General features: G+C 66.4%; 26 protein-coding genes. 16 read left to right on the top strand and 10 right to left on the bottom strand.

The window, feature by feature from the left end; genetic code table 11:
• Positions 1-24: 24 nt before the first annotated feature.
• Entirely contained in the window at positions 25-912 is an 888-nt protein-coding gene (locus CFB46_RS20080; protein ID WP_089502272.1) for an NmrA family NAD(P)-binding protein, read from the bottom strand.
• 293 nt (positions 913-1205) lie between these two features.
• Positions 1206-2123 carry an AraC family transcriptional regulator gene (locus CFB46_RS20075; protein WP_089500993.1) on the bottom strand — a complete coding sequence of 306 codons (918 nt, stop codon included), beginning with the start codon at positions 2121-2123 and terminating at the stop codon, positions 1206-1208.
• Between the two features lie 192 nt (positions 2124-2315).
• On the opposite strand from CFB46_RS20075, the gene CFB46_RS20070 reads away from it, so the two are divergent.
• Entirely contained in the window at positions 2316-2510 is a 195-nt protein-coding gene (locus CFB46_RS20070) for a hypothetical protein (RefSeq protein ID WP_027781932.1), read from the top strand.
• 20 nt (positions 2511-2530) lie between these two features.
• Here CFB46_RS20070 and CFB46_RS20065 read toward each other — a convergent pair whose 3' ends face one another.
• Entirely contained in the window at positions 2531-3484 is a 954-nt protein-coding gene (locus tag CFB46_RS20065) for a LysR family transcriptional regulator (RefSeq protein ID WP_006480013.1), read from the bottom strand.
• Positions 3485-3584: 100 nt separating this feature from the next.
• Here CFB46_RS20065 and CFB46_RS20060 point away from each other — a divergent pair, with 100 nt between their 5' ends.
• The 4 genes from CFB46_RS20060 to CFB46_RS20045 all read left to right on the top strand — a co-directional run bounded on the left by CFB46_RS20060 (position 3585) and on the right by CFB46_RS20045 (position 7913).
• Positions 3585-4943: an NAD(P)/FAD-dependent oxidoreductase gene (locus CFB46_RS20060; protein WP_089500992.1), complete on the top strand. Its 1359-nt coding sequence runs from the start codon at positions 3585-3587 to the stop codon at positions 4941-4943.
• A 324-nt stretch (positions 4944-5267) separates the two neighbouring features.
• Positions 5268-5702, top strand: coding sequence for a phosphatase (locus tag CFB46_RS20055; protein WP_027781930.1), 435 nt, complete (start codon positions 5268-5270; stop codon positions 5700-5702).
• A 179-nt stretch (positions 5703-5881) separates the two neighbouring features.
• Positions 5882-7501, top strand: coding sequence for a histidine-type phosphatase (locus CFB46_RS20050; RefSeq protein ID WP_089502270.1), 1620 nt, complete (start codon positions 5882-5884; stop codon positions 7499-7501).
• Positions 7502-7607: 106 nt separating this feature from the next.
• Positions 7608-7913: a hypothetical protein gene (locus CFB46_RS20045; RefSeq protein WP_089502269.1), complete on the top strand. Its 306-nt coding sequence runs from the start codon at positions 7608-7610 to the stop codon at positions 7911-7913.
• A gap of 22 nt (positions 7914-7935) precedes the next feature.
• On the opposite strand, the gene CFB46_RS20040 is transcribed toward CFB46_RS20045, so the two are convergent.
• Positions 7936-8232 (bottom strand): hypothetical protein, encoded by a 297-nt coding sequence (locus CFB46_RS20040; protein WP_089500991.1) that lies wholly within the window; start codon positions 8230-8232, stop codon positions 7936-7938.
• A 428-nt stretch (positions 8233-8660) separates the two neighbouring features.
• Between CFB46_RS20040 and CFB46_RS20035 the strand changes: the two genes are divergently transcribed.
• Complete coding sequence (locus tag CFB46_RS20035; RefSeq protein WP_089502268.1) at positions 8661-10268, top strand: EAL domain-containing protein; 1608 nt, start codon at positions 8661-8663, stop codon at positions 10266-10268.
• An 18-nt stretch (positions 10269-10286) separates the two neighbouring features.
• Here the strand turns inward: CFB46_RS20035 and CFB46_RS20030 are convergent, their stop codons facing one another.
• The 4 genes from CFB46_RS20030 to kduI all read right to left on the bottom strand — a co-directional run bounded on the left by CFB46_RS20030 (position 10287) and on the right by kduI (position 13311).
• Positions 10287-10658: an SH3 domain-containing protein gene (locus CFB46_RS20030; protein ID WP_027781925.1), complete on the bottom strand. Its 372-nt coding sequence runs from the start codon at positions 10656-10658 to the stop codon at positions 10287-10289.
• A gap of 64 nt (positions 10659-10722) precedes the next feature.
• Positions 10723-11604, bottom strand: a complete 882-nt coding sequence (gene kdgR, locus CFB46_RS20025) for a DNA-binding transcriptional regulator KdgR (protein WP_089500990.1) — start codon at positions 11602-11604, stop codon at positions 10723-10725.
• Between the two features lie 59 nt (positions 11605-11663).
• Positions 11664-12470 (bottom strand): 2-dehydro-3-deoxy-D-gluconate 5-dehydrogenase KduD, encoded by an 807-nt coding sequence (gene kduD, locus CFB46_RS20020; protein ID WP_089500989.1) that lies wholly within the window; start codon positions 12468-12470, stop codon positions 11664-11666.
• A 4-nt stretch (positions 12471-12474) separates the two neighbouring features.
• The gene (kduI, locus tag CFB46_RS20015) at positions 12475-13311 is read right to left on the bottom strand and encodes a 5-dehydro-4-deoxy-D-glucuronate isomerase (RefSeq protein WP_089500988.1); all 837 of its coding nucleotides are present in this window, start codon (positions 13309-13311) and stop codon (positions 12475-12477) included.
• 280 nt (positions 13312-13591) lie between these two features.
• Between kduI and kdgT the strand changes: the two genes are divergently transcribed.
• The 3 genes from kdgT to CFB46_RS36485 are packed head-to-tail and all read left to right on the top strand — an operon-like array spanning position 13592 to position 15124.
• Positions 13592-14614, top strand: coding sequence for a 2-keto-3-deoxygluconate transporter (kdgT, locus tag CFB46_RS20010; protein ID WP_089500987.1), 1023 nt, complete (start codon positions 13592-13594; stop codon positions 14612-14614).
• 49 nt (positions 14615-14663) lie between these two features.
• Positions 14664-14957, top strand: a complete 294-nt coding sequence (locus tag CFB46_RS36490; RefSeq protein ID WP_227789584.1) for a nuclear transport factor 2 family protein — start codon at positions 14664-14666, stop codon at positions 14955-14957.
• A complete protein-coding gene (locus CFB46_RS36485; RefSeq protein WP_227789585.1) occupies positions 14954-15124 on the top strand; it encodes a hypothetical protein in 171 nt (56 codons plus the stop codon). The genes CFB46_RS36490 and CFB46_RS36485 overlap by 4 nt, the downstream gene beginning before the upstream one ends.
• Before the next feature lie 71 nt (positions 15125-15195).
• Here the strand turns inward: CFB46_RS36485 and CFB46_RS20000 are convergent, their stop codons facing one another.
• Together CFB46_RS20000 and CFB46_RS19995 are read right to left on the bottom strand one after the other, a co-directional pair.
• Positions 15196-15936 (bottom strand): SDR family NAD(P)-dependent oxidoreductase, encoded by a 741-nt coding sequence (locus CFB46_RS20000; protein ID WP_027781919.1) that lies wholly within the window; start codon positions 15934-15936, stop codon positions 15196-15198.
• Positions 15937-16025: 89 nt separating this feature from the next.
• A complete protein-coding gene (locus tag CFB46_RS19995) occupies positions 16026-16610 on the bottom strand; it encodes a TetR/AcrR family transcriptional regulator (RefSeq protein ID WP_027781918.1) in 585 nt (194 codons plus the stop codon).
• A gap of 140 nt (positions 16611-16750) precedes the next feature.
• Here CFB46_RS19995 and CFB46_RS19990 point away from each other — a divergent pair, with 140 nt between their 5' ends.
• The 7 genes from CFB46_RS19990 (at position 16751) to CFB46_RS19955 (ending at position 24613) form a co-directional block, all read left to right on the top strand.
• Positions 16751-19129, top strand: coding sequence for a DNA polymerase II (locus CFB46_RS19990; RefSeq protein ID WP_089500986.1), 2379 nt, complete (start codon positions 16751-16753; stop codon positions 19127-19129).
• Between the two features lie 720 nt (positions 19130-19849).
• Positions 19850-20173, top strand: coding sequence for a DUF4148 domain-containing protein (locus CFB46_RS19980; protein ID WP_089500984.1), 324 nt, complete (start codon positions 19850-19852; stop codon positions 20171-20173).
• 406 nt (positions 20174-20579) lie between these two features.
• Positions 20580-21413, top strand: coding sequence for a substrate-binding periplasmic protein (locus CFB46_RS19975; RefSeq protein WP_089500983.1), 834 nt, complete (start codon positions 20580-20582; stop codon positions 21411-21413).
• Positions 21414-21512: 99 nt separating this feature from the next.
• Positions 21513-22352: an amino acid ABC transporter ATP-binding protein gene (locus CFB46_RS19970; protein ID WP_089500982.1), complete on the top strand. Its 840-nt coding sequence runs from the start codon at positions 21513-21515 to the stop codon at positions 22350-22352.
• A gap of 10 nt (positions 22353-22362) precedes the next feature.
• Positions 22363-23034, top strand: a complete 672-nt coding sequence (locus CFB46_RS19965) for an amino acid ABC transporter permease (RefSeq protein ID WP_089500981.1) — start codon at positions 22363-22365, stop codon at positions 23032-23034.
• A 10-nt stretch (positions 23035-23044) separates the two neighbouring features.
• The gene (locus tag CFB46_RS19960) at positions 23045-23710 is read left to right on the top strand and encodes an amino acid ABC transporter permease (RefSeq protein ID WP_089502267.1); all 666 of its coding nucleotides are present in this window, start codon (positions 23045-23047) and stop codon (positions 23708-23710) included.
• Positions 23711-23734: 24 nt separating this feature from the next.
• Positions 23735-24613 (top strand): dihydrodipicolinate synthase family protein, encoded by an 879-nt coding sequence (locus tag CFB46_RS19955; protein WP_089500980.1) that lies wholly within the window; start codon positions 23735-23737, stop codon positions 24611-24613.
• Positions 24614-24665: the final 52 nt, after the last annotated feature.

Raw genomic sequence — 24665 nt, 5'->3', positions numbered from 1 at the left:
ACGCGCCGCGCACCGCCCCTTCACTCAGCGCGCATGCCGGCGCACCAGTTGCGCGAGCGCCTCCTCGGGCGGCGTCGTACCGTAGGCCCGCTCCGACACGTCGGCCTCGACGTCGATCCGCCCCGCGTTGTGCACGTCGTACAGGTCGACGATCAGCTGTGCATGGCGTTCGCTGAGCCCTGCCCGCAGCAGCGTCGCGCTCCACGTGTCGCGCGGCAGCTCGTGCGCGACGATCGCACGACCCGCCGCCGCGCCCAGCATCTCCGCGATCGCCGTCACGCTCACCCGCCGCGGCCCTTCGACGCTGACGATGCGCGGCCCGCTACCGCCTTCCGGCGCATCGAGCAGCAGCCGCGCCGCGACGACGCCCACATCGGGCGCCCAGACCGTCGGAAACACCTTGCCGACCGGATGGTGGAAGCTCGGCAGCACGCCGGCGCCCAGCGCGACCGGCAGCACGCGCGCCCAGTTCTGCAGATGCTCGGCCGAGCGCAGCAGCGTCAGCTGCGTCGGAACCGTCTTCAGTCGTTCCTCGAAGTCATGGAACAGACGCGTGATACCCGTATTGCCTTCCAGCTCCGCACCGTAGTCCGACAAAGCCAGCAGCGCGGGCGGCGGATTCGCCGCGAGCGCGGCGGTCGCGACATCGATGGTCCGTGCCATCGTCGCGGCCGGATCGGGGTCGGCGGTCGGCACCGGGCATAGTATCTGCACGGCCTGCGCGCCGTCGATTGCCGCGGCGATCGCGTTCGCGTCCGTCAGGTCCGCGATCGCGACATCGCAGCCGAGCTGCGCGAATCGTTCACGATGGCGTGCGTCGTGCAATACCGCGCGCACGGAATGGCCTGCGTTGCGCAAGGCCGTCACGGTCGACAGGCCGACGTTGCCGGATGCTCCGAAGATCACGAACACGATCTGCTCCTGAGGGATGAAAGTGCTGTGATTGTCGGCATGCGCGGGCCAAGTGGCGCGCACGGAGGGATGAATCGAGCAGGAAAGGATGACGGGATGAATGGCGGTAGCCATGCGCGCTGTCCGATGCGACACCGATCGCGTCAGGTCGGACGATCTGCCGATCACGAGGAACAACACACCTAAAACGAACCGCGCTCGTCGGGGCCGGAAAAGTGAACGCGGCAATTGTCCAACAATCTGTTGGACAATTGCCGCCGGATCAAATGCAACGCCCGTGCACCGCTGTTTCGTTATGCGTCGCTGCCGCCATCCTCACCGTCATAAGCCAGCCGCAACCCGCCCCGCACGCCCGACCGCGCAATCTCCGTCGGCGTCGCGCCGAGCACGCGGTTCATCCAGTTCGCCATGTGGCTCTGATGCGCGAACCCGGCTTCCAGCGCGATCTGGCTGATGCTGAGCCGACCTTCGAGCAGCAGCGCCTTCGCGCGCTCCACCCGGCGCCGCACGACGTACTGGTGCACGGGCATCCCGAGCGTTTCGCGAAACAGTACCTTGAAATGCGGCACGCTGATCGACACGAGCGCCGCGAGCTCGGCCAGTGTCATGCGCCGCTCGAGATTCGCTTCGACATAGTCGATCACGCGCGCCGCCGCCTTCGGTGCCAGCGTGCGCCGGCGTTCGCGAAACGCCGGCTGGCCGTCGACCAGCCGCGCGACGAGCGCCGTGCACAGGCTTTCCGCATAGAGCGGATCCGATGCGTCTTCCGCTTCGAGTTCGGCGGCCATCGCCCAGGCGATGTGCTGCAGCCGCGGGTCGCGCACCTGCAGCCGCCGGCGGATCTGCGCGTGCGACGGCTTCAGTTCGAGCTGCTCGACCGTGCGCCGCACGAAGGTATCGCTGAGCGCGATGTGCAGGATCCGGCAGTCGGCGCTGTCGGTCCACTGGCCGGGCAGGCCGGCCGGAATCACGTCGACGTCGCCGTGCGCCTGGATACGCGACACGCGCTCGCCGTCGCAGACGCAATCCGCCCGCACCGGCGCGCCGACATGCACGCCGATCCGGTGATGCTCGGCTGCCGGAATCCGGTACGTGCCCGCGTGGATCTCCAGCAGCGACGCGCTGAAGCCGTGCCAGCCGAACCCGCGGCTGGAGCGCAGGCTGACCGGGACGCCGTTGTCCGTCGGCGCGGCAAGAATCGGATCGCTCATTGATGGTCTCCGCCAGATCAGGTGCCGAATGCGCATTGTGACGCGTTTCGCGCCGGCGTGCCGGCCCCGATCGGCCGTCTCCGGATCAAGCAGAAAAAGATCATCCGTTTCTGCTCCGGACGATCCTTGCGTGCGCGCCGGCAGGCGCCGCGCCGCTTACGATCGGCTCGTCCGACACCTACGGAAACCGTCATGCCCCCTTACTGCCCTCAACGCGCGGCGTTCATCGCGCGCTCGCCTTGCGCCGCCCGCCCTTCATCCGGCCCCCACGGCCGCCGCGGCCGCACCGCCATCGCTGCGTGGTGCCTGCGCATCGTCGGCTGGTACCGGCTCGAACGGCTGCTCGCGTCGATTCCCGACAGCAACGACGATTTCGGGCTCGGCTGACCGGCCGGTCGACACCCCGCCTACTTGCGCCGCCGCTCGTGCGGCGCGACCGTCGCGCCGTCGATCACCGGCGCGCCCTGCTTGATCAGGAAGTCGCGAAACAGCCCCGTCACCTGCGAGATGCGCCGGTCGGCGAGCGTCACCACATACCATTCGCGCTCGATCGGGTTGCCGGGGAACGGTAGTTGCCCGAGCAGCCCCGTGCGCAGTTCGAGCGCACACGCGTGCAACGACAGGAACGCGACGCCGAGCCCCGCTTCGGCCATCTGCTTGATCGCCTCGTTGCTCGACAGTTCGGAGCCCACATGAAAGCGATGGCCCGCGTTCTTGAACAGGCTCTCGACGGTCGAGCGCGTGCCCGCGCCGCGTTCGCGCACGAGCAGGTGCGCGGATTCGAGATCCTTCAGCGCGACGCGCTTGCGCTGCATCAGCGGATGGCCGGGCGCCGCGACGAACACCATCGGGTGCTTCGCGAACTCGACCGCGTGCGTACGCAGCTCCTTCGGCGCGCTGCCCATCACCGCGAGATCGATTTCATGGGTCGCGAGCATGCGGATGATGTCGTCGCGATTACCGACCTTGAAATACGTCTTCACGTGCGGACGCGTCGCGGTGAATTTGACGAGCAGCGGCGGGATCAAATATTCGGCCGTCGTGATCGCGCCGATCCGCAGCGTGCCGCCGAGATCGCCCGTCAGCGCGGCCACTTCGTCGCCGGCCTCGCTCCACAGATGCAGGATTTCTCGCGCGTAGCGCGCCACGATCTCGCCGGCCGCGGTCAGCTGCACGCCACGCCCCACTCGCTGCAACAACGCGGCGCCCACGGCCTCCTCGAGCAACCGAACCTGCAGCGACACGGCCGGCTGCGTCAGGTTCAGTTCCTCGGCCGCGCGCGACACGCTGCCGAGCCGCGCAATCATGTCCAGCGCCTTCAACTGCCGGAACGTCGCGGTCTTTCCTATAAGTGAATACATATGAGTCGCTTATAAACATTAAATTGTTCGAGTGGATTCGAAACTATATCGTCGGTTCATGAGCAATGTCATCCGAATCGTCATTCAGCGGGAGCCCAACATGGACAACACCACGCCCTACCTTGCAACGGACCGCGCACCGCGCCTGCCGCACATCGTGATCGTCGGCGGCGGCGCCGGCGGCCTGCAGCTCGCGACGCGTCTCGGCGATACGGTCGGACGCCGCGGGCAGGCCGACGTCGTGCTCGTCGACCGCTATCCGACGCACTTCTGGAAGCCGCTGCTGCACGAAGCCGCATCGGGCCATCGCGATCCGGCTTCCCACACGATCGAATACGCGGCGCAGGCGAAGCGCCACGGCTTCCGCTTCGTGCAGGGCGCGCTGCAGCGGGTCGATCGCGCGGCACGCACGGCGACGATCGCGGCCGTGCAGGATGCGGACGGCACGGAAATCCTGCCGCAGCGCACGCTCGACTATGACGATCTCGTGCTGGCGGTCGGCAGCGTGACGAACTTCTTCAACGTGCCGGGCGCCGAGCGTCATGCGCTGCCGCTCGAAAACCTCGACCAGGCCGAGGATTTCCGCCGCAAGTTCCTTGCTGCCTGCACGAAGGCGAATCACCTGGCCGAGCAGCAGCCCGCGCGGCCCGGCGCGCCGATCTGCATCAACGTGATCGGTGCGGGCGCGACGGGCGTCGAGCTGGCCGCCGCGCTGCGGCATGCGGTTCAGCAACTGACGACGTACCGCTTCAAGGCGCTGGTGTCCGCGCGCGACGTGCACATCCGGCTGATCGAAGGCGGCCCGCGCATCCTGCCGGCGCTCGACGAACGGCTGTCCGGCAAGATGCACGCGCAGCTTCGCGCGCTGAACGTCGACGTGCTGACCGATACGCGCGTGGCGGAAGTCGGCACGGATGCCGTGACGACCGCGACCGGCGAACGGCTCGCGAGCGACATCACGATCTGGGCGGCCGGCGTCGCGGCCCCCGCGATGCTGCGGGACATCGGCGACATCGCGCTCAACCGGTCGAACCAGGTGATCGTGACCGACACGCTGCAGACGCCCGACGATCCGCACGTGTATGCGTTCGGCGACTGCGCCGCGTGCCCGTCGACCGGTGCAAGCGGGTGCCTGCCGCCGCGTGCGCAGGTCGCGTACCAGCAGGCCGTGTATCTGGTCGACGCATTCGCACGCCGCGTCGCCGGCAAGTCGGTGCCCGGCTTCACGTTCCGCGATGCGGGCACCGTCGTGTCGCTCGGGCATGCGGGCGCCGTGTATCAGGCGGATATCGGCGTGCGCTCACGCTCGCTGATCGTCGACGGGCTGGCGGCGATCGGGCTGTACAAGTTCCTGTATCGCAAGCACCTGTTCAGCGTGGTCGGCACGAAGCGCGCGCTGTTCCAGTCGCTGAGCCACTGGCTGCAAAGCCGCAACCAGCCGTCGATCAAGCTGCATTGATCGCACCTGGTCGCACGCAACATCGCAGCACGGCATATCGGGCGAGCCTCGCCCGATATGCCGTTTCTTTATATGCATATGCGCGATGCATCCGGAACGTGCGCCACGTCGGTGCATCGCATAGAAAGCCGTCGATACGATCAATTCATGCGGGAAATGCCGTACGACACCCATCCCGCGCCCGCTCTGGCTCGCCGCCAATTCATTAGTATTAACGTATGAGTCGACTATAAATATTAATTATTCGCGTTTTCCGGATCGACGCTAAGGTGTGTGGCATTCCCGTCGGCGAACGGATCATCACGTTTCTGAAAAGGAATCACCGTGGTCATCGAAGCCATCGTCACCCGTCTCGACGCAGCATTCGCGCAGATCGAAGCAACGCCGGATTCGCGCGAATCGCGCCATCAGCGCGACGCGATCATCCAGTGGCTGGACCGGGCATCGGAAGAAGGATATCGACTCGGTCTCGTCACGACGCTGCCGGCCGCGCGGCTCAACGACATGTTCGAAGGCCAGTTCGGCCGCGCGAACCTCGACCGCTTCTCGGTCGTCGTCACGGACACCGATCAACAGGACTCCCGATCGAATCAGCATCCGTTCGATGTCGCGCTGCAGGCGCTCGGCGTGCCGCGGGAGCGCGCGGTCGGGATCGCGAGCAGCGAACCGGAACGCCGCGAAGCCGAGCATTTCGGGCTGTCGCGCTGTGTGAACATCACCGATACGGTGCGCTCGATCGCATCGACCGAGCTGCACTGAATGCCTGCACACGGGCCGGCCTGAGCCGGCCATCGTCGTCGATCCGGCGGCAATCCGACGATTGCCCGACCGCATCCTGACATTCTGCTGTCAAAGTCGCTTGCAACACTTCGGGGCTCGATCCATTCCCCGGAGACGGGACGACGCGCATGCGCATCGCCCGTCCGTTGCCCGCCACGATGACACGCCCGACCCGCACCGCCGCCGCCCTCACGATTGCCTGCCTGTTGCTCGCCGCTTGCGGCGGGGACGACTCGACGCCGGCCGCCACGTCCGCCGACAACAACGGCACGGCGCCCACACCGCAGCCTCAGCCCGCGCCGCCCCCGGCACCCGCGACCTACTACCAGACGAAGACGCCGTACCGCCCGCAGCAGGACGCCGCGACGTACGAAGCGCCGCCGGCCGGCTACGCGCCGGTCTATGCCGAACTCGTCGCACGTCACGGCTCGCGCGGGCTGTCGGGCTTCAAGTACGACGGCGCGATCTACGCGATGCTGGTCAAGGCCGAGGCCGACGGCGCGCTGACCGCGCTAGGCGCGCAGCTCAAGGCCGACACGTACGCGATGATGAAGGCCAATGCGCTGCTCGGCTACGGCGTACAGGGCATCTCGACACCCGGGTACGGCAACCTGACGCAAACCGGCATCCGCGAACACCAGCAACTCGCCGCGCGTCTCGCGCAGCGGCTGCCCGCGCTGTTCGCCGCGGGCAACCGGCAGGTGGTCGTCGTCAACTCGGGCCAGGATCGCGCGGTCGACAGTTCGACGTATTTCTCGGCGGCGCTCGTCGCCGCGCAGCCCGCAGTGGCACCGGCCATCACGCTGCCGGCCGCGCCGGCCGGCTATCCGGCGAGCGCACCGGTCGCGCAGCCGGCCGGCACCAATCGCTTCCTGCTGTATTTCCACTCGCTGAAGCCGGCCACCGATCTCGTGACCGACACGAGCGATCCGTACTACGCGACCTATCAGGCGAGTCAGGCGTACCAGACCTATGCGAACGACGCGACGGTGGCCGCGAAGCTGAAGGAGATCAAGGCCGCGCCGCAGGCGGCCGACGTCGCGCAAACGGTGCTGTCCGCGCTCGTGTCGCCGGCCTTCATCGCGAAGCTCGGCACCGACGGCTACACGTTCGCGAACACCGGTACCTATGCGTTCACGTCGACGGACGGCAAGTTCACCAATACGCTGAAGGGCGACGGCAAGACGAAGATCGCAACCGCCATCGACGCGGTGAACGTGCTGTACAACCTGCTGCAGGTTGCGCCCGCAATGACCGCGGAAACCGGCGGCGTCACGATGGAGAAGTACATCGGCGCGGAGCAGGCGCAGTATCTCGCGTATCTGCAGGATGCCGAGGACTACTACCAGAAGGGGCCCGGCATCCAGGAAGCGAACCCGGTGACGTACCGGATGGCGAAGGTGCTGCAGGACGACTTCTTCGGCGAAGTCGACGCGATCGCGCACGGGGACCTGACGCATGCCGCGAAGCTGCGCTTCACGCATGCGGAGATCGTGATTCCGTTCGCGTCGATCATGAATCTGAAGAACGTGTTCGTGCCGACGCCGCAGGCACAGACGTACACGTATGCGAACAACCCGTGGCGTGGCGACCAGGTGTCGCCGATGGCCGCGAACATGCAGTGGGACGTCTATCGCAACGGGTCGCGGCTCATCGTGAAGATGCTGTACAACGAGCGCGAGACGGATTTCCAGGCCGCGTGCGACGGCGCGAAGATCGCGCCGGGCAGCCACTTCTACGACTACGCCGGGCTGAAGCAGTGTTACGGATATCAGTAACGTGATGCGCGGCGGCGCAGCCGGCAGCGGTGCGGGCGGCCGGCATCTCGCGCCGACGAACTCGCGGCGGCTCGCCCGGTCGAACGAGCATCGCCGGAGAACCTTCATGAAACGCGTCGCGCTTGCCGCTGTCCTGACCCTGTTTGCTGCCGTCAGCGTGCCGGCTGTCGCCGGTGCGCCTTCCGGTGCCGTCCCGGCGGCTCCGACTCATATGTACGGAAAGAATTGCGTGCCGTCGCGAGATGCCTCGCAAGGCGCCCGTTCCCCTTCCAGCGCGCCGCCGATCCGCGTCTGCGTCGGCGACTCCGACACACAGCTGAATCTGCCGTGGTTCCTGACCGATGTCCTCACCGCAGTGGACACGCACCAGTCGCCCAGCGGCCTGCTCCACAAGATGCGCAACGATTTCTGACTCGCCGCCGGCACGGCGTCATTCACGACGCGTCGGGGCGCTTCAGCACCTGTAGGAACGTGCCGACGATGCCGGCCCACATCGCGGGGTCGGCGATGCGCTCCAACAGCAGCCGCAATTCCCGTCGTTCTGCGTTCGACAGCACGCCGTGCGCGCCGCGGATGCTGTCGTAACGCGGCGTACCGCGCGACGCGAGCGCGCGATCGAGCGAATAGTCGCGGGCCGCTCCGTCCACCGAAATCCGGATCCACAGCGAACCGCCGTCCGCCGCGGCGGCGCCATCGGTCACGATGACCTCGGTCGATGCATTTTCTTCCATCGCAACGCTCCGGTGTGACGCCTTGGCCGCACACTCCCGGCAATGGCGCCGCATGAAAATGTTTCTTTTTGAGACACAATCAGCAAATCTCATCAATATTTAAACGACAATATTTCGTAATACCGCGCCGCATCTTATACTTGCCGCGCACCATCCTCGTGCCAAGAGACGGTGTCTTTCGTCCCGGCGGCACGCACTGTGCGGCCGGGGCTTTTTTCGGTACGCTGCGTCGACATACATGCCGAATGCGGGCATGTTATTGCGAAATGCTGCCGGAATAGATGGCCGATCGCGACAGGCTCGTGCCGATGCCCGTCGCGACGGCCAAATCGACCGGCGTCCCGAAACCGGCGCGCGAGCCGCACGGCCCGAATCAGGCATGCGGCGTGCGCGCCGTTTGCGCATCGACCGGTTCGACTTGCCACGCCATGCGTACAACACCAAAGGCAACCGCAGGACTGCGGGCGCTCGCGCCCGGCTCGAAACCCCTTTTCAATCGCCGCGGTGCGTGGCCGCGCGTCGTCTTTTTCGCCGCCGCGATCATTTGCGTGCTCGTGCCCGCCTTCGCGATCGTGCTGGCCGACCGCTACGCGCGCGAGGCCGTCACCGCGCATGAGCGCGTCGTGGCAAACGACATCGTGGCATCCGTGGACCGCATCCTGGACGGCGTTCGCCTTCGACACGCGGACGAGCTGACCGCCCTCGTCGGGCGACCCTGCGCGACGGTGTTCCGGACGCTGGCCGAAGTGGGCACTCGCCTGCGCTACCTGCGCGCGGTCGCGCTGGTGAACGACGGGCGCGTCACGTGCTCGTCGGCGCTCGGTTCGATCGACCTGCCGCTCGCCACCTATGCACGCGAACCCGACCCGGGATCGATGATCGTCACGCTGCTGCGCCAGACGCCGTTCCAGCCCAACATTCCGGTGCTGTCCGCGTTCCGCGCCACCGCCCGCGGCGCGGGCGTCCTGTACCTGATCGAAGGCGATTACGTGGCCGACGCGCTCGCCCGCGGCACCGGCAATGACGCGGAAACGGCCATGCTGTCGATCGCGGGTTCGGGCCGTCTCGATCAGCACGGGAAATTCGCGCCGGAAACGGACGCAGCCCCCGCGGGCGGCAGCACGATTGCTTCGCGGCGCTGGCCGTTCACGGTGTCGGTCATCGCATCCGCGCACTATGCGTCACAGGTCCAGCGCCACTACCGGCTGATCTGCGCGACGATCGTGCTGCTGGCCGATAGTCTCGTGATGGCCGCCTACCTGCTCGCGATGGCACCGCGGCGGCTGTTGCTGAAGGCCGTGCGCCACGCGCTCAGGCGCAACGAGTTCCATGTCGTGTACCAGCCGATCGTCGACGTGCAGACGCGCAGGACGGTCGGCGTCGAAGCGCTGCTGCGCTGGCACCATCCGAAGTGGGGGGCCATCAGCCCGGCCGTGTTCATCCCGCAGGTGGAATCGAGCACCGTGCTGCCAAAGGTCACCGAATTCGTGCTGCGCACCGCCGTGTCCGAGCTGACTGCGCTGACGCCGTCCGCGCCGCTGCGCATCGCCGTGAACGTTGCGCCGCAGGACCTCGAGCGCGGGCGGTTCGTGACCGTCGTCGAGGAGGCGATCCGCGCGCTGCCGCCCGGCTTCACGCTGGTGCTCGAAGTCACCGAGCGCATCCTGCTCGAGAAGAACGCGCGAACCACCGAGATCTTCCAGGCGTTGCGGTCGAAAGGCGCGAAGTTCGCGATCGACGATTTCGGCACGCATCACAGCAATCTCGACATGCTGTCGCGCTTTCCGTTCGACTACGTGAAGATCGATCGACAGTTCGTCTCGCAACTGGATCATGGCAGCGCGAGGCTGATCGAGGGGATCGCGGCCGTCGCGCATCACTACGGCCTGAAGATCATCGCGGAAGGCGTGGAGACGGACGCGCAGCATCGCGCGCTGCATGCGGTCGGAATCCAGTACGCGCAGGGCTACCTGTACCAGCGGCCGCTGCGCGCGGAGAACCTGAAGCTGGATTTCGCACGGGCGACGACGGTGTAGCGGCGCCGCCGACGGCGGCTACTGCGCGCCGTATTGACCGCCCAGGTGCACGCGGCCCTGCTCGACCCATCCTTCGAAGTCGTCGCCGGTCTTGCCGTTCACGTACATGACGTTGTACCAGCGCCCGTGCGACTTGTAGACCGTCACCGAATCGCCGGGGACGATGAAGGTCCGCTTCGTCATGCACTGCGCGTCGGGCGCCGAGTAGAAATACGCGCGCCCCGTGCCGATGACCGTGCCGAACGCCGGCGGCCGGAAGTTGTCGTCCGGGCCGCTCGTGGCTGCGTCGAGCCGGCTGCAATCCACCGTGCTTTTCGCGTGCGCGACGTGCGCGCCCAGGCTCGCGCCGAGCACCAGCATCGCGATGCCCATGCGCATCGTCGTTTTCATCTGCATGATCCGTTCTTTACGCCGTATTTTTTCGGTTTGCCGGTTCGCGGGCGGCCCCACGCTCTCAATCCTGCGCGAGCGTCGTCGCTTCGACGCCGGCCGTTTCCGGATGATGCCCGAGCCGCACGGAAATCGCCTGACCGGCCTCCTTCAGCAACGCGACATAATGCGCCTTCGTGTCCGCGCCGCACCGCATCGTCGGAAACGACAGCGACAGCCCCGCGATCACGCGATCGAAACGGTCGAACACGGGCACCGCGAGACACAGCAGGCCATCTTCCTGCTCCTCGTTGTCCTCGCCGTAGCCCTGCCGCCGCACGTGCGGCAGGATGCTCATCACCGCGTCGGCCGACGCGAGCGTTTTCGCGGTCGACTTCCTGAACTCGATGCCGGCCAGCACCGCCCGCGCGTCGGCGGGCGACATCCATGCGAGCAGCACCTTGCCGATCGCCGTGCTGTACAGCGGATTGCGCCGCCCGATCCGCGACTGCATGCGCAGCCCGTAATCGGCGTCGATCTTGTGGATGTAGATGATCGCGTCCTCGTCGAACGCGCCGAGATGCACGGCTTCGCGCGTCAGTTGCCCGATGCGGCGCATCTCGAGATCGGCCTCGCGCACGAGATCCACGCTCTCCAGTGCCTTGCTGCCGAGTTCGAACAGCCGGATCGTCAGCCGGTAGCGATCGGTCTCGCCTTCCTGCGCGACATAGCCGAGCGTCTTGAGCGTCTGCAGGAAGCGATGCACCGTCGTCTTCGACATGCCGAGCTGGTGCGACAGTTCGCTGATGCCGATTTCGCGGCGCTCGCCGAGCGCGGCGAGGATCGTGAAGACCTTGCCGACGGCGGCAACCGAATCGGGCTTCTCGACGGCGCCTGCCGCCGAAAGATCCACCCCGGTTTCCTGGTTCGCCTGATCGCGCTTGCGCTGCCTGGGCGTTGCTGTCATGTCCGTGAATCCGTGAGATGCGAATCGGGAGAGCATAACGCGTTCATCGCGCGAGACGGTCAGCGCGCGAGCCACCCGCCATCGACGGCGAGCGTGTGACCGTGCACGTAGTCCGACGCGCGCGACGCGAGGAACACCGCCGCGCCCGCGAGATCGTCCGGCACGCCCCAGCGGCCGGCCGGGATGCGGGCGAGGATTTCGTCGCTGCGCCGGCTGTCCTCGCGCAACTGCGCGGTGTTGTCGGTCGCCATGTAGCCGGGCGCGATCGCATTCACGTTGATCCCGCGCGCGGCCCATTCGTTCGCGAGCAGCCGCGTGAGGCCCAGCACGCCGCTCTTCGACGCCGTGTACGACGGCACGCGAATGCCGCCCTGGAACGACAGCATCGACGCGACGTTCACGATCTTGCCGCCGCGCCCCTGCCGCACCATCTGCCGCGCGACCGCCTGCGACAGGAAAAATACGCTCTTCAGGTTCACGTCGATCACGGCGTCCCAGTCGGCTTCGGTGAACTCGAGCGCATCGCAGCGGCGGATCATGCCCGCGTTGTTGACGAGGATGTCGACGTGGCCGAACGCGTCGAGCGCGCCGCCGACGATCCGCTCGACCGGCTCGAGCGTCGACAGATCCGCGCGCACCTCGACGAAACGCCGCCCCGCGGCCGCGACGCGCGCCGACGTTGCATCGGATGACGAACGGTTCGCGCCGACGATGTCGCACCCGGCCGACGCGAGCGCGACGGCCATCGCCGCGCCCAGCCCCGTGTTGCAGCCGGTGACGATCGCGACCTTGCCGGTCAGGTCGAACAGGGCGGCGAGCGCGGCATGCGTGTCGGCGGCGGGAAGATCAGGCGTATCGCGTTTCATGATGTCAGCGCAGATCGGCGACGGCGATGTGGTCCATGTCCTTGAACACCTGGTTCTCGCCGACCATCCCCCAGATGAACGTATACGCCTTCGTGCCGACGCCGGAATGAATCGACCAGCTCGGCGAGATCACGGCCTGCTCGTTGTGCACCACCATGTGACGCGTCTCACGCGGCTCGCCGAGCATGTGGAACACGGCCGCGTCGGCGGCGAGATTGAAGTAGAAATACACTTCCATCCGCCGCTCGTGCGTATGGCACGGCATCGTGTTCCACAGGTTGCCGGGCTCGAGTTTCGTCATCCCCATCGACAGCTGACAGGTCGGCAATACGTCGGGCACGATGAACTTGTAGATGGTGCGGCGATTGCTCGTGGCCGCATCGCCGAGCGTTTCGGGCGCTGCCTGCGCGAGCGTGATCGTGCGGGTCGGATAGGCCGCGTGCGCGGGCGCGCAGTTCAGGTAGAACTTCGCGGGCTGTGCGCGATCGTCGCTGCCGAACACGACGCCCTGCCCGCCTCGTCCGACGTAGATCGCCTCCTCCGTGCCCACCGCATGCCGCTGCCCGTCGACCTCGACCCACCCCGGCCCGCCGATGTTGATCGCCCCGAGCTCGCGCCGCTCCAGCAGATGGCTCACGCCCATCGCGGCGCCGAGCGACGCCGGCACCTCGACCGGCCGCGTGGCGGGCCACGCGCCGCCGACGATGATGCGGTCGATATGGCTGTAGGTGAGCGACAGCGCGTCCGGCGCGAACACGTTCTCCACCAGGAAATGCCGACGCAGGCCGGCCGTGTCGAGCGCCTTCGCGTGTTCGCTGTGAATGCCCTGCCGTACTTCCATGCCGGTTCTCCATCGGGAATGGGCACGCCGCCGGCACCGTCGCCGCCGATCGCCCTGATGAAGATTGAAGCACATATTTCTTGAATTCGGAACGGTGATCCGTATTTTCGATCCAGGCGTGTCGATCAATAAATTCCTTTCGTATCAATGCAGTTGCGTATTACGGGTATACGACTACCGTCGAAGTTCATAAAAACGGACCACCGTTCCGAATCATGTTCTATAGTCAGTCGGCAGACATCATTCGACAACGGGACGCATCGACGTCCACGGAGGAGACGTGAAGCTGAAACAGGCCATCGACCGCATTCCGGGCGGGCTCATGCTGGTCCCGATGCTGCTGGGCGCGTGCGTGCATACGTTCGCACCGAACGCCGGCAAGTACTTCGGCTCGTTCACCAACGGCCTGATCGCCGGCACGGTGCCGATCCTCGCCGTCTGGTTCTTTTGCATGGGCGCGACGATCAACCTGCGCGCGACGGGCGTCGTGCTGCGCAAATCGGGCACGCTGCTCGCGACGAAGATCGTGGTCGCGTGGCTCGCGACGGTGATCGCCGCGCAGTTCATCCCCGACGACGGCATCCGCACGGGCCTCTTCGCGGGCCTGTCGTTGCTCGCGATCACGACGTCGATGGACATGACCAACGGCGGCCTGTATGCGGCCGTGATGCAGCAGTACGGCAGCAAGGAAGAGGCCGGCGCGTTCGTGCTGATGTCGATCGAATCGGGGCCGCTCGTCAGCATGCTGATTCTCGGCGCGGCCGGCGTCGCGGTGTTCGAGACGCGGCTCTTCGTCGGCGCGGTGCTGCCGTTCCTGATCGGCTTCACGCTCGGCAACCTCGATGTTGAGCTGCGCGAACTGTTCGGGCGCTGCGTGCATCCGCTGATTCCGTTCTTCGGGTTCGCGCTTGGTAACGGCATCGATCTGAACGTGATCGCGAAGAGCGGGCTGCCGGGCATCGCGCTCGGGCTCGCGGTGATCGTCGTGACCGGCGTGCCGTTGATTCTGGCCGACAAGTTTCTGGGCGGCGGCAACGGGACGGCCGGGCTTGCCGCGTCGTCGACGGCCGGCGCCGCGGTCGCGAACCCGGCCATCATCGGCGAGATGATTCCGAAGTTCAAACCGATGGTGCCGGCGGCGACCGCGATCGTCGCGACTGCTTGCCTCGTGACGGCGATTCTCGTGCCGATTCTGACGGCGATGTGGGCGAAACGGGCGGCGAGGGCAAGCGGTACGTCGCTGCCGTCGATGGCCGCGCGGCCCGCGCATGGAAGCCCGATCGAGCACGAAGGGCATGTGTGATGCGCTTTTGACGTCGTTCCCTACTCCCGTCACAGGAAATCCGTTCGCCATGTCATTGCTCAAGCGCTTCGGCGCCGCCGCCCGTTTCCTCGCCGTTGCCGTGCTGCTTGCCGGAAGCGCCACCGCTCATGCCGCCGATGCCGATGCCGAGCGCGTCGCGCATGCGGTCGAGCGCCTGCGCGTCGCGATGCTCGACAGCAACGGCGCCGCGCTGCGCACGCTCATCGAGGACGATCTCACCTACGGCCACTCGTCCGGCCAGTTGCAGGACCGCGCCGCATTCCTGAAGACGCTCGACGGCACGCACGCGTTCCAGTCGATCGCACTGTCGGGCCAGACGTGACGGTGAACGGCGACAGCGCATGGGTGCGCCATACGTTCGATTCCGTCAACAACCTGCCGGAAGGCAAGACGAGCACCGCGCATATCGGCGTGCTGCAGGTGTGGAAGCGGCATCCGGACGGATGGCGGCTGTTCGCGCGGCAAGCATATTTACTGCCGAAGGAGTGACGGCGCGATCCTGGGGCATCGTGCAGCGCGGTCGCACTGCCCCGATCCCGTGCGCTCCGTCGCGCGTCACGCTACAACGCCATCCCGCCGTCGATCGTCAGGCTCGAGCCCGTCATGTATCCCGATTCGGCGCTCGCGAGCCACGCCACCAGCGAGGCAATCTCGTCCGGGCTGCCGGCCCGCCGCAGCGGAATCAGCGGGCGAATCTGGTCGAGGTGATCGGCCGTCATGTCGGTCTCGACCGGCCCCGGCTGCACGTTGTTGATCGTGATCCCGCGCGGGGCGAGATCGACGGCGATACCCTTGACCATCACGGCCACCGCGGCCTTCGTCATCGAATAGACGCTCGACCCCGGATGCCCGCTGCGCGCGGCCGTATTGCTGCCGATCGTGACGATCCGGCCGCCGTGCGTCAGCTGCGCGGCGCCGGCCTGGATGGCCAGGAACACGCCCCGCACGTTGATCGCCAACATCCGGTCGAGATCGTCGACGCCGACCTCGGCCACGTCGCCCAGCTTCAGGATGCCCGCATTGACCACGACGACGTCGAGCCGCCCGAAGCGCCCGACTGCCTGCGCGACGGCCTGGCGGATCTCGTCCACGTTCGCGCTGTCGGCCCGGATGGGCAGCGCAACCCGCCCGCTCGCTTCGATCGCGGCTGCGGTTTCCTGCGCGCGCTCGGGCGCCGAGACGTAGGTGAACGCGACATCCGCGCCGTCGGCCGCGAGCCGCCGGGCGATGGCGGCGCCGATTCCGCGCGACCCGCCGAATACGATCGCGGCCTTGCGTGCGCCGCCGGAAATGTCCGTCATGATTCGCTCCTTTATGGACTAATCAGTCAATAACTTACCCAAAAAAACGCCGGCAGCCGTGCCGGCGCGTTGTCTTGCGACTATCGGTATCAGCGCGCCCGGAGGCGGTTGGCCGCGAATTCCGCGGTCGTGCGCAACGCCTGCAGCTTCGACCCGGCACGCGCGCCGAGCTGGATACCCTGCATCGTCGTCAGGATGAAACTCGCGGCCTCGCGCGCATCGATCGCGCGGTCGATCTCGCCCGCGTCCTGCCCTTCGCGGATGCGCGCGACGACCTGCTTGTGCAGCATCGCACCCGCTTTCTCGCGCAGCTCGGCCAGCTCGGGATCGGCCGTGCCGAACTCGCAGATCGCATTGACGCCCATGCAACCCAGCACGCGCTCGGCCGCGTTGCCGGCGATCACGCCCAGCAGCAGCGCCTCGATACCCGCGATCGCGGACGCCGGCGCCGTCAGACGTGCGACGTGGCCCGACACGCTTTCCGCCTGGTAACGTTCGAGCGCTTCGACGTACAGACTGCGCTTGTCGCCGAACGCGTTGTAGAGGCTCTGCCTGCCGATCTGCATCGCACTCAGCAGGTCGTCAGTGGACGTCGTGGCATAGCCCTTCTCCCAGAACACGCGCAACGCGCGCTCCAGTGCCTCGTCCCGATCGAATTCACGTGGTCTCACCATCGCCACAGAATAGGCGTTATGGACAGATCAGTCAATAAATCGATATCGCTCCATCCCCATTTCGTCCGTGCCCGTGTCAGGCACGGAGCCCGCCCAAGCGCTAAAATCCGCCGCCTGGGCATCCACGACGAGCAAGCGTTTTGACGGCGTTCGAGCAGGGCTTCATCCTTACCCGCCACTGGCGGGACACCGCATCCGGCATCGAGATCGAGTTCTGGCTGGCAACCGAACACGGTCCGCGCCGCGTGCGGTTGCGCCCGCAGGAAGCCGTCGCATTCATCCCGGCCGAGCAGCAGGCGCTTGCCGAACGCACACTGGCCGGCGAGCGCGACGCCGAGTTACGCCCGCTCGCGCTGCGCGACTTCAGCCAGCGCCCGATCGTCGGCCTCTATTGCAAGCGCTACCGCCATCTGTCCGGGCTCCAGAAGCGGCTCGCCGCTGCGGGCGTCGACGTCTACGAAGCCGACGTGCAACCGCCCGACCGCTACGCGATGGAGCGCTTCATCACCGCCTGCGTCGAGTTTCGCGGCCAGCCCGGCCGCGACGGCACGCTGACCGGCGGCGAGCTGAAGCCCGCAACCGGTTACCGCCCCGCGCTGCGCTGCGTGTCGCTCGACATCGAAACCAGCGTCCACGGCGAGTTGTACTCGATCGCGCTCGAAGGCTGCGGGCAGCGCCAGGTTTACATGCTCGGCCCGCCGAACGGCGCCGAAAGCAGCAGCGCCGGCACCCTGAACTTCAACCTCGACTACTGCGACAGCCGGCCCGCGATGCTCGCGCGGCTGAACGACTGGTTCGACGAACACGATCCCGACGCCGTGATCGGCTGGAACCTCGTGCAGTTCGACCTGCGCATCCTGCATGCGCACGCGGAGCAATACGGCGTGCCGCTGAAGCTCGGGCGCGGCGGCAGCGTGCTCGACTGGCGCGCGCACGGCCAGCAGCCCGACCACTTTTTCGCGGGCGCGGCCGGCCGGCTGATCCTCGACGGCATCGACACGCTGAAATCCGCGACGTGGACGTTCCCGTCGTTCAGCCTCGAATACGTGTCGCAGTCGCTGCTCGGCGAAGGCAAGTCGATCGACAACCCGTACCAGCGGATGGATGAAATCCAGCGCCGCTTCGATCACGACAAGCCCGCGCTCGCGCGCTACAACCTGAAGGATTGCGAGCTCGTCACGCGCATCTTCGACAAGGCCGACCTGCTGTCCTTCGCGCTGGAACGCGCAAGCGTCACGGGGCTCGCCGCCGATCGCACCGGCGGCTCGGTCGCGGCGTTCACGCACCTGTACCTGCCGCGCATGCATCGGCTCGGCTATGTCGCGCCGAACCTCGGCGACGTGACGGGACAGAACAGCCCCGGCGGCTTCGTGATGGATTCGCGCCCCGGGCTGTACGACTCAGTGCTCGTGTTCGACTACAAGAGCCTCTATCCGTCGATCATCCGCACGTTCCTGATCGATCCGGTCGGCCTCATCGAGGGGCTCGCGCACCCCGGCGACGATGCATCGGTGCCCGGTTTCCTCGGTGCGCGCTTCTCGCGCACCGCGCACTGCCTGCCCGATATCGTGCGACGCGTGTCGGAAGGCCGCGACGATGCGAAGCGCCAGCGCAACGCGCCGCTGTCGCAGGCGCTGAAGATCATCATGAACTCGTTCTACGGCGTGCTCGGTTCGACGGGTTGCCGGTTCTTCGACCCGCGCCTCGCATCGTCGATCACGATGCGCGGCCACGAGATCATGCACCGCACGCGCGAATTGATCGAAGCTCAGGGATACGAAGTGATCTACGGCGATACCGATTCGACGTTCGTGTGGCTCGGCCGCGCGCATGACGACGACGAAGCCGGCGCCAAGGGCCGCGCCCTCGTCGAGCACGTGAACCGCTGGTGGCACGCGCATCTGCGCGACCAGTTCGGGCTCGACAGCGCGCTGGAGCTGCAATACGAGCGTCACTACCGCCGCTTCCTGATGCCGACGGTGCGCGGCGCGGAAGAAGGCAGCAAGAAGCGCTATGCGGGCCTCGCGGCGACGGCCGACGGTGGCGAGGATCTCGTGTTCAAGGGGCTCGAGACGGTACGCACCGACTGGACGCCGCTCGCGCAGCAGTTCCAGCGCGAGTTGTACCGGCGCGTGTTCGGGCGCGAACCGTACCAGGATTTCATTCGCGATTACGTGCGGCGCACGCTGTCCGGCGAATTCGACGAGCAGCTCGTCTATCGCAAGCGCGTGCGCCGGCCGCTGCGTGAATACGAGCGCAACGTACCGCCGCACGTGCGCGCGGCGCGCATCGCCGACGAGTTCAACCTCGCGCAGGGCCGGCCGCTGCAGTACCAGCGCGGCGGCTGGATCAGCTACGTGATGACGACGGCCGGCCCCGAGCCGCTCGAAACGATGCGCTCGCCGATCGACTATGCGTTCTATCTGAGCCGCCAGCTTCAGCCTGTCGCCGATGCGATCCTGCCGTTCCTGCGCGACGATTTCGAACGCGTGATCTCCGGGCAAGGGCAGTTGTTCTGAGGCCGACGGCACGGCGACATCATGCTCGTCCGTTCCGTCATACGGTTGCGCTCGCAACCGCTTTGCACGTCGCTCTCTTCGAACCGATCATCCTCACGATCGGCATTTACGCGGGCCCACCTGTCGAGCGATAAGTAAAACCGATCGACCCGGTCGGAAATCCGACTTGGATGCCCGGCGCACCGCAGCGCACAATTTCGCACATCACAATTGAATGAAACCCTGATCCTTCGTACCCGAGTTTTCGTGGCACCCACGCTCGCGGATGTGTGTCGCCATGCACTTGAATAAAAAGGAAAAGGCGCGGACTCCGTGCTTGAAATGCCTGCAACAAACATCCTTTCCGTGCGGTCTCCCGTTCCCGCACGCTTCACCCTCCTCCTCCTCCTCCTCCTCCTCCTCCTCCTCCTCCTCCTCCTCCTCCTCCTCCGCCGCGGCGCATGCCGCAAACCGTCGCTCCACGACATGACGTGCGGCACGCCGCCTCCCACGCCGTAACGCAGTCGCAGCAATGCCAGCGCCGCAGCCAACGCGAGGGTCGCCGTCGCGGCCGCTGCCGATGCGTGAACCGCGCCGTCGTGCGTCGCCACTCTCGCTCATTCTGGAACACAGCTCGCCAGGATTTGCCGTATATCCGCTCGATCCGGGTTCCTAAACTTGTCACGTCGGTTCAGCTCATCGCATTCGCGCCGAACCACGACGAAACCTTCTGAGGAAATCGTGAAATCCATCATCGTTACCATCGCCACCGTCGCCGCTACCGCCACCGCACTTCTCGCCGCACCGACCGCGTCGTACGCGCAGTCGTCGCACTCGACGCTCACGCGCGCGCAGGTGCGCCAGGAACTGCTCGACCTGGAATCCGTCGGCTACGATCCGGCAGCGGGCGACGGCGACAACTATCCTGACGACATCGTCGCCGCGCAAGAGCGGCTGGCCGCGAAGCGCCTCGCGGAACACAAGGGGAGTGAAGCCGCTTACGGTTCGGCCGGCACGCCGGGTACGTCCTCCGGCGCGCCGGCTGTTGCGGCAGTGAAGCGGTAACGCGACGTCGATCGCCGCGCCGAGGGCGGCTTCCCGAGTCTCCCTCTCGCCGCCTGACGCAGCGGATGCCGTCGGCACGACGGCATCCGTCGACCCCGCTGTCGGCGGCCCCGGTTTCGCCGCACGCCCACCCTCCGACCGGGCGCGGCATTTCCCCCGCTCTTCCCTGTCCCGACCTCGCGTCGCCGTTCCCCGGCCCGCGCCGCACCGCCTTTCCCCGCACATCTTCCCGCGCCGCCCCGCAGCTGCCCCGGGGAAAACCCGACCACCTCACAGGACAACTTCTCGTTGACACGGCGATTTTTACCCTTCTAATATGAACACAATGCTGCACACAATAAAACACACATAGATGTGTATCAGATAGCTCCGACATGCGGGTTTACCCATATCCAGTGAGGACACCATGAATCGACTGTCTCGTTTCTCCCGTCAAATCGCCGCGTGCACCGTGGCAGCAGCATCGCTGTTCGCCGCCACCGCTTCGCATGCCGCCGGGCCCGACGCATGGGCAGGCGTGAAGAAGGCCGGCGTACTGCGCTGCGGTGCCGCGGTCGCGCCCCCGTACGTGATGCGCGACCCGAAGACGGGCGCGTACAGCGGCTTCTTCTCGGATCTGTGCCGCGATTTCGGGCAGAACGTGCTGAAGGTCAAGGTCGAGTTCGTCGATACGAGCTGGGACAACATCGTGGCCGGCCTGCAGTCGGACAAGTGGGATCTGTCGATGGCCCTGAACGACACGCCCGAACGCGAAAAGGCCGTCGCCTTCTCCGCGCCGGCGACTGACTACAACGTCTCGTTCGTCTACAACAAGAACAATCCGAAAGTCCCGAAGGGCCTTCGCTCAATCGCGGACATCGACAAACCGAACGTCACGGTCGCGGTGATGTCGGGCACGTCGCAGGACAAGGCGATTTCCGCCGAGCTGAAGCAGGCGCGGATCATGCGGCTGCCCGGCAACGACGAAACGCGCCTGTCGCTGATCTCGAAGCGTGCCGACCTGCTCGCCGACGCGAACATCACCAACATGCTGCTGACGGAAGCGCACCCGGACTGGGCGGCCAGCTTCAACCCGACGCCGCCGCTCGCGCAGCAGGAAGTGGCATTCGGCCTGCGCAAGGACACGCCCAAGGCCGACCTCGACGTCCTCAACGGCTACCTCGCACAGCAGGTCAAGTCCGGCGCCGTGAATCGGCTCATCAAGACTTCCGTACAAGCGATGCTGACGCCCGGCAAGTAAGCACCGGCCGCGCCGACGAGCCCGGCGGACCGTCGGCGGGCTTCGGTTTTCCGATCCGCACCTAGCGCGCCGACGTCGGGCGCCACTGGAGAGACAGTCATGTTGTCGCCTCAAACGACGGCCGTCAGGTCGGCCATGCATCCCCTTTCGACGACGCGCTTCGCCGCGTCCGCCGCGGCCGGCGATTTCGTCCGGCTGCACGACGTGCACAAGTCGTACGGTCCGAACCTCGTCGTCATGGACGGCATGAGCCTCGACATGCGCGCCGACGACCGGCTCGTCATCATCGGCCCGAGCGGCAGCGGCAAGAGCTCGCTGCTGCGCGTGATGATGGGGCTGGAAGGCATCCAGCGCGGCGAAATCGCGTTCCAGGGCGCGCCGTATATCCGTGGCGGCGACGCACGCGGCGGGTGGCGCATCGACGCGAAGCTGCAGAAGCAGGTCGGCATGGTGTTCCAGCACTACACGCTGTTTCCGCACCTGTCGGTGCTGGGCAACCTGATCCTCGCGCCCGTCAGGGTCGGCGGGCTGTCGAAAGCCGAGGCCACCGAGCGCGCGCGCACGTATCTCGCGCGCCTGGGCCTCGAAAGCAAGCTGCACGCGTATCCGAGCCAGCTGTCGGGCGGCCAGAAGCAGCGCGTGGCGATCGCGCGCGCGCTGTTGCTCGAACCGAAGCTGATGCTGTTCGACGAAGTGACGTCCGCGCTCGATCCGGAAATGGTCGTCGAAGTGCAGAACGTGATGCTGCAACTCGCCGAGCAGAAGATGGCAATGATCATCGTCACGCACGACATGCACTTCGCGCGCGACATCGCGACACGCGTGGTGTTCTGCGCGAACGGCAAGATCGTCGAGGAAGGCGCGCCGGCGGACATCTTCAAGTGTCCGAAGGAAGCGCGCACGCGGGAATTCCTCGAGGAAATCCTGCATCTCGACTGAGGCCGAAGCCATGAACTACCACTTCGATTTCAGTTTCCTCGCGGGCAGCATCGGGGCGCTGCTCGACGGACTGAAAATCACCGTCGTGCTGGCCGTCGCCGCGAACGCGATGGGTCTCGTGCTCGGTTTCGTGCTGTGCCTGCTCGCGATGAGCCGCTGGGCGGTCGTGCGCTGGCCGGCCCGGCTCTTCATCGAATTCTTCCGCTGCACGCCGGCGCTGCTGCAGATCATCTGGTTTTTCTACTGCATCCCGATGATGGTCAACGTGTTCATCGACCCGATCGCGATGGGCGTGCTCGCGCTCGGCCTGAACTTGACAGCCTTCAACGCGGAGGCGTACCGGGCCGGCGTGCAGGCCGTGCCGAAGGAACATCTCGATGCCGCAGTGGCGCTCGGCTTGCGGCCGTGGCAACGCACGATCTTCGTCGTGCTGCCGCAGGCGCTGCGCAGCGCGATGCCCGTGCTGCTGACGAACGGCATCGGCAGCCTGCAGCAGAGCGCGCTGGTGGCAATCGTCGCGGTGGCCGACCTGATGTACGTCGCAAAAAGCCTCGCGACCGAGGCATACCGGCCGCTCGAAACGTATTCGGTGGTCGCGCTCGTGTATTTCGCGCTGTCGCTGCCGATCGCGAAACTCGTCCATGTCGTCGAGCGCCGGCAGGACGCCGCCGTCCAGCGCTGAGGAGCCCGTCGTGAATCTCGATTTTTCCGTCGTCTGGCCATACTGGTTCGTGCTCGCGAAAGGCCTCGGGCTGACGCTCGCCTTCACCGCGACATGCGCGATCGTCGGCAGCCTGCTCGGTTTCGTGCTGAGCCTGCTGCGGATGTCGCCGTCGCGCTGGCTTCGCGGGCCGGTTGTGGCTTTCGTCGAATTCTTCCGCGGCACGCCGCTGCTGATTCAGCTGTTCTGGGTGTTCTTCTGCTTCCCGGTCGTGCTGCGGCTGCCGATCCCGCCGTACCTGTCGGTGCTGATCTCGCTGACGCTCTACATGGCCGCGATCACGAGCGAGACGTTTCGCGGCTCGCTGAAGTCGATCGCGGGCGAACAGCACGATGCGTGCATCGCGCTCAGCCTGTCGCCGCACGTGAAGATCGTCTACGTGATCTTTCCGCAGGCGCTGCTGCGCGCGATTCCGCCGCTGCTGTCGAACGTCGTGAGCCTGTTCAAGGAGAGCGCGCTCATTTCGTCGGTGGGGATCGCCGACCTGATGTTCGTCGGCCAGAACGTGTCGAACAGCACGGCACGGCCGGTCGAGTTTCTCACCACCGTGGCCGTCATCTATTTCCTCGTCGCCTTTCCGCTGACCCGCCTGGTCGGCGTAGTGGAGTCCAGGATGCTCAGGCGCTATGCCTACTAACTCTCATCAAGCCGGAGAAATCTCATGCAACTGAAAGGCATTCTGCCCGCACTCGTCACGCCGTTCGACGCATCGGGTGCGGTCGATCACGACACGCTCGCGTCGATCCTCGAGTTTCAGCTCGCCGCGGGCGTCAGCGGCTTCGTGCCGCTCGGTTCGACGGGCGAGTATTACGCGCTCACGAACGAAGAACGCCGCGCGGTGATGAAGACCGTGCGCGAAGTGGTCGGCAACCGCGGCGCGCTGGTCGCGGGCGCGAACGGCTCGTCGACGCGCGAAGTGATCGAGCAGGTCCGCCAGGCGCGCGATGCCGGCTACACGAACATCCTGATCGCGCCGCCGTACTACGCGCTGCCGTCGCAGGAAGAACTGATCGGGCACTACGACGCCATCCTCGTCGCGGTGACCGACGTAAACGTGATCCTGTACAACTATCCGGTACGCACGAACGTCGAGGTCGGCTTCGGCGTGCTCGACGCGTTCAAGGATCACCCGCGCGTGATCGGCATCAAGGAAAGCAGCGGCAACCTGCTGCGCGCGATCGAGATCGGCGGCAAGTACCGCGAGCACTATCAGCTGTCGTGCGGCTCGGACGACCAGGCACTCGACTTCTTCCTGTGGGGCGCGACGAGCTGGATCTGCGGGCCCGCGAACTGCTTCGCGAAGCAGGTCGTGAGCTTCTACGACAAATTCTCGTCCGGCGACGTCGCAGGCGCGCAGAATGTGATGCGTTCGCTGTTCCCGGTGATGGCGAGCATGGAAGCGGGCAAGTTTATCCAGAAGGTCAAGTACGGCTGCGAACTGGCCGGCTTCAAGGTCGGCAACGCGCGCATGCCGCTGCAGCCGCTGACCGACCCGGAAAAGGCGGAGTTCCGCGCGATCTTCGAAGCGTCCCAGGCGTGATGCGCACACGTACCGGCGCCCCGCGGCACCGGTACGCCGACCGAGGAAACCT

Origin of the sequence: Burkholderia sp. HI2761, from assembly GCF_002223355.1 — a bacterium.
Taxonomy (GTDB): domain Bacteria; phylum Pseudomonadota; class Gammaproteobacteria; order Burkholderiales; family Burkholderiaceae; genus Burkholderia.
Note: the sequence above shows the minus strand (reverse complement) of the source record. Positions and strands in the feature narration are given on the sequence as shown.

Excerpts from the sequence above, each read along its gene's own strand:
- CFB46_RS20075 (WP_089500993.1), bottom strand. The coding sequence starts at position 2,123 with ATGAGCGATCCGATTCTTGCCGCGCCGACGGACAACGGCGTCCCGGTC.
- CFB46_RS20070 (WP_027781932.1), top strand. The coding sequence starts at position 2,316 with ATGCCCCCTTACTGCCCTCAACGCGCGGCGTTCATCGCGCGCTCGCCT.
- CFB46_RS20065 (WP_006480013.1), bottom strand. The coding sequence starts at position 3,484 with ATGTATTCACTTATAGGAAAGACCGCGACGTTCCGGCAGTTGAAGGCG.
- CFB46_RS20060 (WP_089500992.1), top strand. The coding sequence starts at position 3,585 with ATGGACAACACCACGCCCTACCTTGCAACGGACCGCGCACCGCGCCTG.
- CFB46_RS20050 (WP_089502270.1), top strand. The coding sequence starts at position 5,882 with ATGACACGCCCGACCCGCACCGCCGCCGCCCTCACGATTGCCTGCCTG.
- CFB46_RS20045 (WP_089502269.1), top strand. The coding sequence starts at position 7,608 with ATGAAACGCGTCGCGCTTGCCGCTGTCCTGACCCTGTTTGCTGCCGTC.
- CFB46_RS20040 (WP_089500991.1), bottom strand. The coding sequence starts at position 8,232 with ATGGAAGAAAATGCATCGACCGAGGTCATCGTGACCGATGGCGCCGCC.
- CFB46_RS20035 (WP_089502268.1), top strand. The coding sequence starts at position 8,661 with ATGCGTACAACACCAAAGGCAACCGCAGGACTGCGGGCGCTCGCGCCC.
- CFB46_RS20030 (WP_027781925.1), bottom strand. The coding sequence starts at position 10,658 with ATGAAAACGACGATGCGCATGGGCATCGCGATGCTGGTGCTCGGCGCG.
- kdgR (WP_089500990.1), bottom strand. The coding sequence starts at position 11,604 with ATGACAGCAACGCCCAGGCAGCGCAAGCGCGATCAGGCGAACCAGGAA.
- kduD (WP_089500989.1), bottom strand. The coding sequence starts at position 12,470 with ATGAAACGCGATACGCCTGATCTTCCCGCCGCCGACACGCATGCCGCG.
- kduI (WP_089500988.1), bottom strand. The coding sequence starts at position 13,311 with ATGGAAGTACGGCAGGGCATTCACAGCGAACACGCGAAGGCGCTCGAC.
- CFB46_RS36490 (WP_227789584.1), top strand. The coding sequence starts at position 14,664 with ATGTCATTGCTCAAGCGCTTCGGCGCCGCCGCCCGTTTCCTCGCCGTT.
- CFB46_RS20000 (WP_027781919.1), bottom strand. The coding sequence starts at position 15,936 with ATGACGGACATTTCCGGCGGCGCACGCAAGGCCGCGATCGTATTCGGC.
- CFB46_RS19995 (WP_027781918.1), bottom strand. The coding sequence starts at position 16,610 with ATGGTGAGACCACGTGAATTCGATCGGGACGAGGCACTGGAGCGCGCG.
- CFB46_RS19975 (WP_089500983.1), top strand. The coding sequence starts at position 20,580 with ATGAATCGACTGTCTCGTTTCTCCCGTCAAATCGCCGCGTGCACCGTG.
- CFB46_RS19970 (WP_089500982.1), top strand. The coding sequence starts at position 21,513 with ATGTTGTCGCCTCAAACGACGGCCGTCAGGTCGGCCATGCATCCCCTT.
- CFB46_RS19965 (WP_089500981.1), top strand. The coding sequence starts at position 22,363 with ATGAACTACCACTTCGATTTCAGTTTCCTCGCGGGCAGCATCGGGGCG.
- CFB46_RS19955 (WP_089500980.1), top strand. The coding sequence starts at position 23,735 with ATGCAACTGAAAGGCATTCTGCCCGCACTCGTCACGCCGTTCGACGCA.